The sequence below is a fragment of the Pseudomonas sp. ASL3 genome, assembly GCF_056680425.1.
The window spans coordinates 2437654-2451298 of sequence record NZ_CM155281.1; the positions used below are offsets into that span (position 1 = coordinate 2437654).

General features: G+C 60.3%; 14 protein-coding genes. 4 read left to right on the top strand and 10 right to left on the bottom strand.

The window, feature by feature from the left end:
• The 3 genes from icmH to AC1MEE_RS11250 all read left to right on the top strand — a co-directional run bounded on the left by icmH (nt 1) and on the right by AC1MEE_RS11250 (nt 2053).
• Entirely contained in the window at nt 1-831 is an 831-nt protein-coding gene (icmH, locus tag AC1MEE_RS11240) for a type IVB secretion system protein IcmH/DotU (RefSeq protein ID WP_480415395.1), read from the top strand.
• A gap of 344 nt (nt 832-1175) precedes the next feature.
• Nucleotides 1176-1688 (top strand): Hcp family type VI secretion system effector, encoded by a 513-nt coding sequence (locus tag AC1MEE_RS11245; RefSeq protein ID WP_480415396.1) that lies wholly within the window; start codon nt 1176-1178, stop codon nt 1686-1688.
• Between the two features lie 107 nt (nt 1689-1795).
• Nucleotides 1796-2053, top strand: coding sequence for a PAAR domain-containing protein (locus AC1MEE_RS11250; RefSeq protein WP_480415398.1), 258 nt, complete (start codon nt 1796-1798; stop codon nt 2051-2053).
• A gap of 60 nt (nt 2054-2113) precedes the next feature.
• Here AC1MEE_RS11250 and AC1MEE_RS11255 read toward each other — a convergent pair whose 3' ends face one another.
• From AC1MEE_RS11255 to AC1MEE_RS11290, 8 genes are all read right to left on the bottom strand, one after another.
• Entirely contained in the window at nt 2114-2815 is a 702-nt protein-coding gene (locus AC1MEE_RS11255) for an NAD(P)H-dependent oxidoreductase (protein ID WP_480415399.1), read from the bottom strand.
• 13 nt (nt 2816-2828) lie between these two features.
• On the bottom strand, nt 2829-4439 hold the full coding sequence (locus AC1MEE_RS11260) for a 5-guanidino-2-oxopentanoate decarboxylase (protein WP_480415400.1): 1611 nt from the start codon (nt 4437-4439) through the stop codon (nt 2829-2831).
• A gap of 14 nt (nt 4440-4453) precedes the next feature.
• Nucleotides 4454-6547, bottom strand: coding sequence for an acetate--CoA ligase family protein (locus AC1MEE_RS11265; RefSeq protein WP_480415402.1), 2094 nt, complete (start codon nt 6545-6547; stop codon nt 4454-4456).
• A gap of 18 nt (nt 6548-6565) precedes the next feature.
• Complete coding sequence (locus tag AC1MEE_RS11270) at nt 6566-7726, bottom strand: acyl-CoA dehydrogenase family protein (protein ID WP_480415403.1); 1161 nt, start codon at nt 7724-7726, stop codon at nt 6566-6568.
• A gap of 20 nt (nt 7727-7746) precedes the next feature.
• On the bottom strand, nt 7747-8538 hold the full coding sequence (locus AC1MEE_RS11275) for an enoyl-CoA hydratase/isomerase family protein (protein ID WP_480415405.1): 792 nt from the start codon (nt 8536-8538) through the stop codon (nt 7747-7749).
• A 212-nt stretch (nt 8539-8750) separates the two neighbouring features.
• Nucleotides 8751-9470, bottom strand: coding sequence for a winged helix-turn-helix domain-containing protein (locus AC1MEE_RS11280; RefSeq protein WP_480415406.1), 720 nt, complete (start codon nt 9468-9470; stop codon nt 8751-8753).
• Nucleotides 9471-9476: 6 nt separating this feature from the next.
• Nucleotides 9477-10121 carry a TetR family transcriptional regulator C-terminal domain-containing protein gene (locus tag AC1MEE_RS11285; RefSeq protein ID WP_480415407.1) on the bottom strand — a complete coding sequence of 215 codons (645 nt, stop codon included), beginning with the start codon at nt 10119-10121 and terminating at the stop codon, nt 9477-9479.
• A 146-nt stretch (nt 10122-10267) separates the two neighbouring features.
• Nucleotides 10268-11293: a M14 family metallopeptidase gene (locus AC1MEE_RS11290; RefSeq protein WP_480415409.1), complete on the bottom strand. Its 1026-nt coding sequence runs from the start codon at nt 11291-11293 to the stop codon at nt 10268-10270.
• Nucleotides 11294-11443: 150 nt separating this feature from the next.
• Between AC1MEE_RS11290 and AC1MEE_RS11295 the strand changes: the two genes are divergently transcribed.
• The gene (locus AC1MEE_RS11295) at nt 11444-12079 is read left to right on the top strand and encodes a TetR/AcrR family transcriptional regulator (protein WP_480415410.1); all 636 of its coding nucleotides are present in this window, start codon (nt 11444-11446) and stop codon (nt 12077-12079) included.
• Here the strand turns inward: AC1MEE_RS11295 and AC1MEE_RS11300 are convergent.
• Together AC1MEE_RS11300 and AC1MEE_RS11305 are read right to left on the bottom strand one after the other, a co-directional pair.
• Nucleotides 12041-12943, bottom strand: a complete 903-nt coding sequence (locus AC1MEE_RS11300; RefSeq protein ID WP_480415412.1) for a DMT family transporter — start codon at nt 12941-12943, stop codon at nt 12041-12043. The genes AC1MEE_RS11295 and AC1MEE_RS11300 overlap by 39 nt on opposite strands.
• Nucleotides 12940-13641 carry an ABC transporter permease gene (locus AC1MEE_RS11305; RefSeq protein WP_480415413.1) on the bottom strand — a complete coding sequence of 234 codons (702 nt, stop codon included), beginning with the start codon at nt 13639-13641 and terminating at the stop codon, nt 12940-12942. The genes AC1MEE_RS11300 and AC1MEE_RS11305 overlap by 4 nt, the downstream gene beginning before the upstream one ends.
• Nucleotides 13642-13645: the final 4 nt, after the last annotated feature.

Sequence of the window (13645 nt, forward strand, 5' to 3'; positions counted from 1 at the left end):
ATGAATACCCCCCACCCTTCACTCGATGATTTTCACGGCAGTGTTGATCCACGTAACAGCCCCCCTCTACCGGCCCCGAACGTCAGTGAAGTGAGCTTCAACGAAGCGCCAATTGCCCGGAGCCATGACTCGGATTTTGAATTGCGCGGCCATAGCGGCAATCCCATGACCGATGCTGCCGCACCGCTGTTTGGTCTGGTCATTCGTCTGCGCAGGATCAACGAATGCAAAGACATCCTCGAACTCTATAGGGCTGTGCACAACCAGATCAGCACGGTAATTGAGGAAATGCGTCAGTACGATTACGACACCGCGACTCAACTCGCCTACTCCTATAGCTTGTGCCTGTTCATTGATGAAGCCGTGATGGCCACTCCCTGGGGCAATGGCTCGGCCTGGAGCGAGCGCTCGCTGCTCAGTGCGTTTCACCATGAAACCTGGGGCGGCGAAAAGTTCTTCACCCTGCTCTCGCGGATGCTGATGGAACCCGAGAAGTACCGCGACGTGCTGGAGTTCATGTACCTGTGTCTGTGCTTGGGTCTCAAGGGTAAATATTCTGTTCCGAACACTGGCGCCCAAGAGTTGCAGAAGATCATTGTCAAGGTGCACCGGGTCCTGCGCGATTTGCGCGGTGAGCCACCCGAGCGCCTGACCGACGCAATGACCAATATCGCCCCCCGCCACTTCAGGATGAGAGGCCAATGGCCGTGGTGGGCACCGTGGGGTGCCGCCGCCGCGATACTACTGGCCGCGTACACGATCTACGCCGTGCGCCTGAACACCACCACTCAGCAAGTCTTGCAGTCACTGGACGGCATTCTGAAGCTGTGAGCCGCTCAAGAGCTCTTCCACCCTATCGCTCAGGCCATTTTTGACCCGATCGAGTCAAAAATGGCCCGTGACTTATTCAATTAAATCAATAGGTTGATGGATGTCGAGCCATTAATGGCTCGACAGGACGATGAATCCACCAGATTTTATTCAAAACAGCGTTTTAATTCGACGCTGAGGCTTATTGAAAAAATATATAACTTACTGTTTTTAAAGGGCTTATTTGAATATTTATAAGCACGCCAAAAGGATTGGCACTGTACTTGCCATAACCCCCTGCACCATCCCATTTCGATGGTAACGGCCATTATGGCCAGCCACTTATAGAGACTAAGGAGCCTTTCATGGCAACCCCAGCCTACATCAGCATTCACGGCAAAACTCAAGGTCATATCACCAAGGGCGCTTTCACCGCCGACTCCGTCGGTAATGGTTATGTCGAAGGCCACGAAGACGAAATCCTGGTCCAGGAAATCGATCATCGCGTCACCACACCTACCGATCCGCAAAGCGGCCAATCCTCAGGCCAGCGTGTACACAAGCCCTTCATATTCACCAGTGCCCTGAACAAGGCTTCGCCGATGCTGTACCAAGCCCTGGCGACAGGTGAAATGCTGCCTACCGTGGAAGTGAAATGGTATCGAACCTCCGTTGATGGCAAGCAAGAGCACTTTTTCACCACCAAGCTGGAAGATGCCACCATCGTCGACATTCACACCGTACTACCCCACGCGCAAAACGCCGACAACGCCGGATACAACCAACTGGTCAAGGTCAGCATGGCCTACCGCAAGATCGATTGGACCCACGTAGTGGCCGGCACCGAGGCCTCCGACGACTGGCGCAAACCGGTCTAAAGCCACTCTCATGTCCGTCGCCTGGATCGTCAGGCGGCGGATTCTGAACAATGATTTGGACGCTGCGGATGTAGCCGGCGACCTTTCGTTTCTTTGGAGTATCCCCTATGCCTGCCGTTGTTTTAGTTGGCCACAAACATGCCTGCCCATCGTGTGGCCCTGTCACCGTCCAAAGCGGTGCTGAAAGCTTCGAGGTCAACGGTCGAGCCGTTGCCTGTGTTGGCGACACCCTCAGTTGCGGCGCCGTTATCAATACGGGGTCGAGCTTGATGCAAATCGATGGCAAGCCCGTCGCTCGGGTCGGCGATACAACCGATCACGGCGGCACGCTCGAAGAAGGCGATGACAGTTGGCAAATCGACTGACGGCTATCTAGGGTCTGTTGACGTTTGGTGATGCGGTTCGCCACCAAACGTCAACAACCCCTAGGCCAACGGATACAGCGCCTCGTCGAACTGACTCAAGCGCGGAAACTCCATGGGTTGGTCATCGGCGACGTGTATCAGGCGTTGCTGATAGCTCTTCAGAAAGTCTCCGCGCGCTTCATGACTGATGTAGGGCACATGCCAGGCGACAAAGGGCGGCAGTACATCGAGCCCCACATACGCCAGCGTGCCGCGCAGTATCGGACGCAACATATCCTCCAGCGGGCCATGGATCGCGCCCTCGCCGAACATGTGCTCGCGCCCGCCCAGCGTCACCGTGACCAGTGCTTTCTTGCCGCGCAGGCCGCCCTGATCGTAGAAACGCTTACCTCCGTAGCAGACACCGGACACCAGTACCCGGTCGATCCAGCCCTTGAGCATGGCCGGTGCCGAAAACCAGAAAATCGGGAAGTTCAGGATCAGCAGATCGGCCCACAGCAGTTTGTCCAGCTCCTGCTGGATATCGGCGGCGAGCGATTGGCTTTTGACCCCAAGGCGCTGTTCCAGCGCATAGACCAGATAATCCGGGTCTTCCCTGGACGAGAAGTCATCGGCACCGGCCACCGGGTTCCAGTTCATCGCATACAAGTCCGATACTTGCACCTGATGCCCCTGGGCTTGCAGAGTTTCCACCGCCTGGTCACGCAGGGCCGCGGTAAAGGACTTGGGCTCCGGGTGGGCATGGACGATCAATACATTCATGGAGTTTCCTTAATTAACGAGCGCAGGCCTGCTTGAGTTCGATCAAGGTCACGCCGGGATGACTGAAGCCGGTGCGCAAGTCTTCTTGCAGTTCGTCGAGGCTTTGCGGCTGCCTGACCGTACAGCCGAACGCGCGGCCAAGCCCGGCGAAATCGGGGTTGCGCGGCAGCACGCCGATGGGCTCGATATCCAGCCCGAGCATGTCATCGCGGATCTGCCCCAGCGCATCGTTGTTCCACAGCAGCACCACCAGCGGGCTGTCCAACTCCTCGACGGCGGTCGCCAGTTCTTGTGCGGTGTAGAGGAAGCCGCCATCGCCGACCAGCACCAGACCGGGCCGCTGCGGCGCGCCAAACTTGGCGCCGATTCCGGCAGGCAGGCCATAACCGAGGGTGCCGTAACCGGTCGGGTGCAACCAACTGCGCGGCGCCCGGCTGACAAAGGCGTAATTGCCGGTGTAGGCCAGTTGCGTCATGTCGCTGCTGATCACTGCGTTTTCCGGCAGCACGGCCATCACCCGGTCGAGGATCGCTTGGTGGATCGACTGCAACGGCCCGTGCCCGGCCTTGACTGCCGCCAGCAAGGTGCTGACTGCCTGGGTCGCGCTGCTCGGATCTCGCGGTTGCGCTGGCAACAGCGCCAGCAAGGCGTCGAGGGTTTGCCGTGCATCACCGTGCAGGGCGACAGCACAGGGGTAGAAATCATTGAACTTGCGTGAGTCGATGTCGACGCGCACCAGCTCGGCATTGAGGGGCAGACGCTCACGCCAATAGTCGGTATCGGCCATTTCGGTGCCCACGGCGAGCACCACATCCGCCTGTTCGATCAGGCTCCAGCCGGGCTCGATGCAGAGCGTCGAACCCGCGTTCAACGGCGCCTCGGGTGGCAGTAAGCCCTTGCCTGCAACACTGCTGAAAAATGGTGCCGCCAGACGAGTACTCAACGTGTGCAGCGCCTGGCCTGCATCCAGCGCGCCGCCGCCCGCGATAATCATCGGACGTTTCGCCGCCTGAAGTTTGGCTGCGGCTTGCTCCAGGGCACTGGCTGCCGGTACGCCACGGCCTGGGCGGCGCACCACCTCGTTGCTCCAGTCGCGGGTAATCGGCGCGGCCAGGACGTCCAGCGGAACCGAAATATGCACCGGACGCGGCCGCTCGCTGTCGAATACGGCGTACGCCCGGGCGATCAGTTCCGGCAGATCCTGCGCACTCAAGGCCACCGCCGAAAACGCGGTGATCGGCGCAGTCATCGCCCGCTGGTCCTGCGTTTCATGCAAGCAACCCCAACCTTTGCCAAGGCTGGCGCTGTGGTTGACGCTGGAAATCACCAACAGCGGAATCGAATCGGCATAGGCCTGCCCTATCGCCGTGGCCGCGTTGGTCACGCCCGGACCGGTAATGACAAAGCACACGCCAGGCTTGCCACTGACCCGCGCATAACCGTCGGCCATGAAACCCGCGCCCTGCTCGTGGCGGGTCAGCACATGGCGGATGCCACTGCCGGGCAAGCCGCGATAAAGCTCCAACGTGTGCACACCGGGAATGCCGAATACCGTGTCGACACCGTAATTGGCCAGCAGACGCACCAACGCCTGGCCACCGGTCAAGGTTTTAACTGCTTGCATAAACAACTCCTTTTTTAGCCGAGACGAATCAACGCATCGACTGCAACCGTGCCTTGGGCACCGACCAATAATGGGTTCACATCAAGTTCGAGCAGGTGTTCGGCGTTCTCGCAGGCGTAGTCCGCCACAGCACTGATCGCCGCAACCAACACATCCAGATCCGCCGCCTGGCGCCCGCGAAAGCCCAACAGCAAGGGTGCGCTGCGCAGACTCAACAGGGCCGCGCGAATCGCCCCGACATTGGTGGGCAGCAGCAGGCTGCGGCTGTCCTTGAGCAGTTCGACGAGAATGCCGCCGGCCCCGATGACCAGCGCCAGACCGAAGTGAGTTTCGCGCTTGATGCCAACGATCAACTCGGCCAGGGGTGCGGGCGCCATGCGTTCCAGCAGCAGTTGATCGAACGGCACATCCGGCGCGTAGTCGGCAATGCGCTGACGCATCTGCTCCAGCGCACGGTGCAAGGCCGATGCATCCGGCAAGTCGAGGGCTACCGCACCGGCTTCAGTCTTGTGCGGCAACCGGGCGCTGACCGCTTTGAGCACCAACGGATACCCGAAGCTGGCCGCCGCTGCCAACGCCTCGCTCGGCGTGCTCAAAACCCCTGGAGGAGTGGGTAGGCCAAAAGCCCGCAACGCCTGTTTGGACTGCCACTCATCCAGCACATGACCATCGCCTTCGCGCGCCTGCGGGCAAATGGGCACCAACACCGACTCACCAAGGGCCAACAGCGCATGGCGGCGTTGCTGATAACCGGCGATCCGCCCCCACGCCGCCAGACCATCTTCCACGCCCTGCAAAGCCGCCACGCCATGGGCGTGCAGGCGTTCGCGGGCGCTGGCCGGGAGCAGTTCGGGGAATGCCGAGGCGACGAATCCGGTCTTGCCATGGCGTACCAATGCTGCGCAATACAGCTCCAGCAGCAGGTCGCATTCCTTGCGCTCGCCGGTGGCTTCGCTCGGATAATCGAGCACCAGCAAGGCAGCATCGGCCGGGGTGCGCAATGCGCTGTCGAGCATGCTGTCGAGCGCCTCGCGGTTGCCCCAGATCGCCGTAGTGAAGTCCAGCGGGTTGACCAGATTGGCGTAACTGGGCAGCACCTGCACCAGTTCACCGCGCTGGCTGTCATCGAGTGTCGGCAGGCGCAGATCATTGCGTTCGGCGTAGTCGGCGATCAACCCGGCATCGCCGCCTGAACAAGCCAGCGCGATCAGTCTATTGCCGGCGGGAAGATCGCCGCACGCCGCGGCCTTGAGGGTTTCGACGAAACTCACCGGGCCACTGACGCGAATCACCCCCAGACGCGCGAACAAACTGTCGTACAACACATCGGAACCGGCCAGCGAACTGGTGTGGCTGAGCGCCAGTTCGGCACCGATCTGCGACACCCCGGTTTTCAACGCGATGATCGGGATGCCTTTTTCCAGCGCCTTGTGCGCCGCCCGGGCAAATCCAGGTACGTTTTTCAGGCCTTCCAGGTGCAGGCCGATGGCGGTGACACGCGGTTCGTCGAGCAACGCATCCATCAATTCGGCGATGCCCAGCTGTGCCTGGTTGCCCACCGACGCCATGTACGCCACCGGCAGCGAACGGTCGCTCATGGACAGGTTGTAAGCGAAGTTACCGCTCTGGGTGAGTACCGCGACGCCCGTTCGCACTGGCTTGCCGCCGTGAGCTACCGGCCACAGCGCGGCGCTGTGCAGGTAGTCGAGCAGGCCATAGCAGTTGGGGCCGAGCAAGGCCATGTCGCCTGCGGCCTGGAGCAACTGATCCTGCAAGGCCTGGCCTTCTGCACCCGTTTCAGCGAAACCAGAGGCGTAGCAGATCGCCCCGCCGACACCTTTGGCGGCCAGTTCGGCCACGCAGGTCAGTGTCAGTTCACGGTTGGTAGCAATGAATACGGCGTCCGGCCCGCAGGGCAAGTCCGCCACCGAGCGCACGCAGGGTACGCCTTCGAGGCTATCGTTTTGCGGATTGACCAGCCACATCTGGCCTTGGTACCCGCCTTCTGCGCAGCGTTTGAGCGCGCGGGCCATGCTCCGACCGCCGATGAACGCCAAGTGGCGCGGCGCGAGCAGGCGTTTGAGGTTGTCGCGAATGTGCTGGGACATAGCAGTTCTCCGTCCTGATCAGCGCAACAGCGGCCGCAACAATTCGCGGGCAATAATGTGACGCTGAATTTCCGATGTGCCCTCCCAGATCCGCTCGATCCGTGCGTTACGCCAGATGCGCTCCACCGGGCCCTCATCCATCAGGCCCATGCCGCCGAAAATCTGCACCGCTTCATCGGCCACGCGACCGAGCACTTCGCTGGCAAACAGCTTGGCCATGCCCGCCTCGCCATCAGTCATCGTGCCCTGATCCATTTTCCAGGCGGCATGCAGGGTCAGCAGCTCGGCGGCGGCGATTTGCGTGGCCATGTCGGCGAGCTTGAACGAGGTCCCCTGAAAACTGCCGATCGGCTGGCCGAACTGCTGGCGATCCGCGGCCCATTTCAGCGACAGCTCCATTGCACGTTGCGCCTGACCGACGCAGTTGGCCGCCACCATCACTCGCCCGGCAGTGAGCCAGGCGTTGGCAACTTCCCAACCCTTGCCCACCTCCCCAAGTACTTTCGAGGCAGGGACGCGGCAGTCGTCGAAGAACATTTCGTAGGTGTGATAGCCACGGTTACTGACGCATTTGGGACCACGGCGAATGGTCATCCCGGACGTCTCGCTGTCGACCAGGAACGAAGTGACTGCGTTGCGCTTGCGGCCGTTCTGTTCGTAGGTATCGGTGACGGCAAACACAATGGCGAAATCGGCGTGTCCGGCGTGGCTGATGAAGTGCTTGCTGCCATTGAGCACAAAGTCGTCGCCATCACGCACGGCACGGGTCTTGATCGAATTGGCGTCGGAGCCGGCACCCGGTTCGGTCAAGGCGAAACAGTCGATTTTTTCGCCCCGCACACAGGGCAACAAGTAGTCCTGAATCTGCTGGCCTTTGCAGGCCATGAGGATTTTAGAGGGCCGCGCGACGAACACATGCAGCGCCCAGGAGCACTTGGACAGCTCGCGCTCGATCAACGCCTGCGACAGGTAGTCGAGCCCACCGCCACCGACCTCTTCTGGCATGTTGAACGCGTAAAATCCGGCGGCGAGCGCCTTGCCGCGAATCTGCGCGGCAAGCTCCGGGGGCACCGCATCGGCACGGTCCACGGCTTCTTCATGGGGCAGCAACTCCTTGGCGACAAAACTGCGGACCGCGTCGACCAACATTTCTTGTTCTTGGCTCAGTTGGAAATCCATAGCGCTACCTGCTGTTCGATTTATTTGCCGATGAATTGAGGAATCCGTTTTTCCATTGCCGCGCGCAGCGCTTCATCGCCGTCCTGACTTCGGCCACACAGCAGACCCGCCTCCAGCTCGGCGCTCAGTTGCTCGGCCAGCGTGCGTTGCGCGCCTTCACGGATCAGTTTTTTGGTCTGGGCAAAGGCAAAGGTCGGACCGCTGGCCAGACGCAAGGCCAGCTCGCCAGCGCGCGCCAGCAGTTGCTCATCGGCGCACACCTCACTGACCAGGCCTGCGGCCAGCGCACGTTCGGCACTCCAGAGTTCATCGAGGAACAGCAGACGCTTGGCCTGCTCACTGCCGATCAAGCGCGGCAAATGCCAGCTCGCACCGGCATCCGGCGAGTAAGCCATGCTGGTGTAGCCCGCTTTGAAACGCGCGGATTGGGCGGCGATACGAAAATCGCAGCACAGGGTCAGATCCATGCCAGCGCCGACAGCCGTACCGTTGATGGCGGCGATAGTCGGTTTCTCCAGGAGGTGCAAGCGCGCCATCACGGCGTGAGCGGTTTGTGTCCAGCCATAGCTTTCCAGCGCCCCACGCGCCTCGGCGTCGGCCCACTCCGTGAGGTCAGCCCCCGCGCAGAAACTGCGACCGTTTCCGGTCAGCAGCAGAACGCGCACGGTCGGGTCGGCGTTGTACTGATTCAGTAAGACGAGAAGACTTTTGAGAGTCGGAATGTCCAGCGCGTTGCGCTGAGGCTCACGGTTGAGGGTGATCCAGGCGATGCCTGCGTCAACCTTGCTGAGCAGAGACGATTGGGTAGTCATGTGAGTCCCCGAGTTATTGTGTTTTGTCATGAGGAAGGAAGCGACTTGCGGCCATACTAAACGACTGTTCAACAAGCCGGCAATCCTTCGGCCCTGACGCAGAACACGCGTCAAATAATCGTTTAACCAATTGATTTATATTGACTTAAATCGATACGGACAAAGAAGGCTCGCGGCGTTGTTACATATTCGAACAACTTCGCGAAGCGTTGTCAGGCCGCCGCAACGCCTGCGGTGAACAGATAACCCGCACCGTGGATGGTGATAATCAACTGCGGCTCGGCAGGATTGTCATGCAGTTTGCGTCGTAGTCGCCCCACCAACACGTCGATGGAACGGTCGTTGGGCAGCCATTCGCGGTTGCGCAGCTGATCCATTAATTGGTCGCGACTCAGGATATTCCCGCTGTTGCGCAGGAAGGCGCAGAGCAACTGATATTCGCCGTGGGTCAGCAAGGTTTCGCCACCGATCCGATCAATCAAGCGGCGGCGGTCGACGTCCAGCGCCCAGGCGGCAAATTGTTGAACGTGCTGTCTGGGCTGTCCGACCGGGGGCAGAAGCCGCGCGTGACGTACCCGGCGCAGCAGATTTTTCGCCCGTGAAACCAGTTCTCGAGGATTGAGGGATTTGATCAGGTAGTCGTCCGCACCGCACTCAAGGCCATTGATCCGCTCGACCTCATCATCGCGGTCGGCGATCAACAGGATGCCGATTTCCGAGTGCAACCTCAGTTCACGCGCAAGGGTCAATCCGTCCTTGCCCGGAAGACAAGTCGCCAACACCAGCAGCTCGATCGCTGTACTCGCAAGACACGCTTCGGCCTGCTCGGCGGTGCCGGCGCAGTGCACTTCGTAACCTTCTCCCGAGAGGCAGGTTTGAAGTCGTTCACGATTCAGCGCATCGTCGTCGACGATCAATACCCGTGAAGTCATCGCTCATCAACCCTTGCTCGGAAGGAGAAACCGCTGCCGACCGCCAGCCTGTAAACCATCAACCCAGGCCTCGCAGATCTGAATGCCCTGCTGCGGCGTGAATGCGCCGGGGTTGATCCCCGACTCCAGCCATAAACCGTCGAGCAACGCGCTAAGGCTGATTGATGCGAGGTCGGTATCGAAATCAACCCAGCCCTCCTCCTGCGCCAGCCCACCCAGCAGCTTGCGTATCGCGGCGCGGTATTCACTGTAGGAGTGTTCGTGCGCCCGGTTGATCGAGTCGGCCGTTCTTACCGCGCCCCAGAACGCCAGCCAGGCATCCAGCAGTTGCGGATCAAGCAGTTCGGGGGAAAAAGATCCGTGAAAAAACGCCGACAAACCTGCCCGCGCGCCAGGGGCAGCGTCGGCCACTGCGTCTCGCAGCAGCGTCATCACCTGCCCGGTAATCGCCATATAAGCTTCGGCCACCAGTTCGTCTTTGCCGGCGTAATGGTGATTGATCAATCCCACCGAAACACCCGCCTCTGCACAGATCTTGCGAATCGAAGCCCCCTGAAAACCATGACGCTTGAGGCAGACCAACGTCGCCTCGATCAGCTTCGCCTTGCGCAACTCTGGCTCCAGACGAGAAAAACGTATTTCCTGGGACATCCTGGTGCATCTCCTGAAGATGAGTTACCTCGAGTGGAATGCTGCCCATGCGAGTATTGAACAACTGTATAGCACGACGAGGGTTGTCGTCTTCCGGGCTCAATTGAAATGCTTTTGGTAACGTTTTTTATGACGACGCAAGCCGTTCAGGGGTCGAGCACTCCACCACTCCAGCTGTCCGATGGTTTGCTGCCCGTGAACTTGGCAACGACAGCGCCTTGCGGCACCAACCGATCCCGATAACGGGTCACGAAGCGTCCGGCTTGCGCGGCACGCAACACCACTTCTGAAGCAGGGTCGCCCGGCCGCTTGAGAATGCGCGCAAAACGCTCGCCTTCTTCGAGATAACTGCCGAGCTCTTTTTCAAAAATCAGCACGCCCGGCACCGGGGCGAAGATCGACTCCATGTGCCCCATCTCCACCGCAACGCCCTGCCATTGTTCCAGCGCCAAACCGCCCTGCGCCTCATTGTCGGCGATCACCCCGCGATGACACAGCCAGGCGTACAAGCCTTGAGCGTCCTGCTCGGCGAATGCATCACTGACGTCGCCCTGCCCGCGCAATTCAATGGTCGCCGCCAGCTTGCCGACGCTGCGCTGCGCCTGCCACGGAGCGATGATCGCTTCTTCGAAAGAGCCATCGCCGCTGTCGTCCCAAATAATCGCGACATCGGCGTTCAACGCCGCCGCCAGGTCCGCGCCTTGCGGCCAGAAGCTGCGGTGCATGTACAGATACGGCAGGGCCTCGTCGTCGGTGTGCAGATCGAGCACATAGTCGGCGTCGGCTGCCAGCCCCACCAACGCCCGTTGCCATTGGGCAAAATTACCCGTCGACCGGGTCAGGGACAGCGACTGATCGAAATGCCGATTGAAGTTTTGCCCGCTCGACTCGTGAAAGCGTCCCAGAATCTTGCCCCAGCGAAACTGAGCGATACCCAAAGGATTGGCCTGTGGCACCACGGTGATGCTGCCCTTCACACGACCTTCGGCCTCGGCTCGATGCAGGCGCTCAAGCAGCAGGTGCAACACCAACATACCGGCTAATTCATCCGCATGCAGGCCCGCTTGCAGGTAGACCGTCGGCCCACTGCCATCGCCCTGAAAGCGCCAGGCCGCCAATCGCGAAGGTTCGCCGGAGTCACTGGGCACCGTCACAGAAACATCTTCAGCCATACCCTTGCTCCTTGTGGAATTGTCGGGCGAAGCGGGCTCTGAAGCCGTCGCCGCTGTGTGTCGTCGCTCATGTGTCGATTCAGAGATGAGTGGAAATTGAACGAACGCTCAATTAATCTCACTGCTTATGCCCCGCTTACAGGAATCACTGTGGAACCCGATGGCCGTAAATTTCGCCGCGCCGAACCCGATGAGCGCCGCGACCTGTTGATCACTGCCGCGCTCAAATGCCTTGCCGAAGAAGGCCATGCGGGCATTTCCATACGACGCATCGCCAAAGAGGCCGGGGTGTCCGTGGGCCTGGTCAACCATCACTTCGGCAGCATCGACGTGTTGATTGCCGACGCCTATCAAAAACTCTCGCTGGGGATGACCAACGCGCTGCAACTGGAAGTGGACCAGGCCGGCTCCGCCGCCGAGCGGCTGGATGCCTTTCTGGTCGCCTCGTTTTCGCCCCGCGTTCTTGACCCCAGTTTGCTCAGCGTGTGGGTCGTGTTCTGGAGCTTGATCCGTCATTCCCCTCACGTCAGCAACGCCCATGAAAAGGGCTACAGTGCTTACCGCAACCTCCTCGAACGGCTGCTCAGCGAGCTGGCGGCCGAAGAAAACTTCCAGATCAGCAATGCCGCCCTCGCTGCCATCGGCCTGTCCGCCATGCTGGATGGCTTGTGGCTGGAATGGTGTCTGAACCCCAAGACGTTTGGTGCCGAAAACGCCCTGGACATCTGCCGCCGCTGGGTCACCGGCCTACGACGCGGCGCCTTCAGCCCCGACCACGACACGTGAGTTTCTCCGCGCGCAGAGCATTGCCAACGTACCGCTGATGGCGATCAAGCCGGCACCGAGGATCAGCGGCAGATCAAGCACCGTGTCCCAGATCAGACTCGACAGGACGAACGCCCAGATCAGCCCCGTGTACTCAAAAGGCGCCAACAAGGTGGCCGTGGCACGGGTGAAACTGCTGAACAGCAAATACTGACCAATGCCCCCGACCAATGCGGTGGCAATCATGCCCAGCAGCGCCGACGCCGAGCTGACGCTGTGCGTCCAGGGCAGTGTCACGCCGGTGCACACCACAAATACCGCGTTGGTGATCAACATCTGCACCATCACCGACGTCGAGCCATCGACCTGGCGTAACTGGATGTAGGTAAACGCCCAGCACACAGCGGCCAATAACACCAATGCCACCGGCAAAGGCGCGGCCATCTGTCCCGGCTGACAGGCGATCACCACCCCGACAAACCCGAGGATCACCGCAAACCACTGCCAACGAGTCGCGTGCTCCTTGAGGATCAGGCTGGCCAGCACGGTGACAATCACCGGCGCGGAAAAATACAACGTGGTCATTTCCGCCAGGCTCAAATCCCGAGCGGCGGTGTAGTAGAAAATCCAGGCCAGAATCGACAGCAGGCCGCGCTTGAGCAACAAGGGCTTGCTCGCTGATAGCCAGGTCTGTCGCCACAGCGTCCTGCGCCCAATCAACAGGCAGGCGATGACCACCACCAGACCGCGCCAAAACAGAATTTCGAACACCGAATAATCCGCCACCAACCATTTGAACGCCGCATCCTGCAGCGACAAAAAGCCATAGGCCAGGACGCACAACAGCACCCCTTGCAGCGATCGATCGATGTTCGCGCGGTTCATGTCACCGACCTGCGCAGGGGCGTGCCGCGTCGCTCGGCAATGGCGAACAAGCCTTCGATAATAAAGGTCAGGCACACGTAGGTTGCCGCCACCAGCAGCAGCGGCTGGTAAATCTGGAAGGTCTGCGCACGCACCACGTTGGCTGCACCCAACAGATCGATGACGGCAATGGTCGAGGCCAGCGCAGTGGATTTGAGCAACATTACGCTCTCACCGGCCAGGGTCGGCAGCAACAAGCGCAGTGCCCGTGGCAGACGCACCCGCAACAGTGCCTGACGCGGTGTCATGCCAAAGGCCGACGCCGCTTCCATTTCACCTTTGGGCACCGCCATCAGGCCGCCACGTATGACCTCACCGACATAGGCGCCCACCGACAGCACCAGGGCGAAGACGATGTACCAATAGCCGTCACGCAGGTACGGCCAGAGAAAGCTGCCACGCACCAACGGGAATTGAGAGAACAAGCTGCCCAGCCCGTAATAGAAGATGTAGATCTGGATCAGCAGCGGCGTGCCCCTTATCGCACTGGTATAAGCCAGGCTTGACGCGGCCAGCAGCCGGTTGCGCGACAACCGGGCCAGCGCAGTGAGGATCGCCAGCGTAAAGCCCAGCACGCTGGAAATCAGCAGGATCGAAATCGTCGTTTGCAACCCGCGTAGCAGCAGGCTGATGTAGTCGAGCATCCATGGAGGAATCATTGGG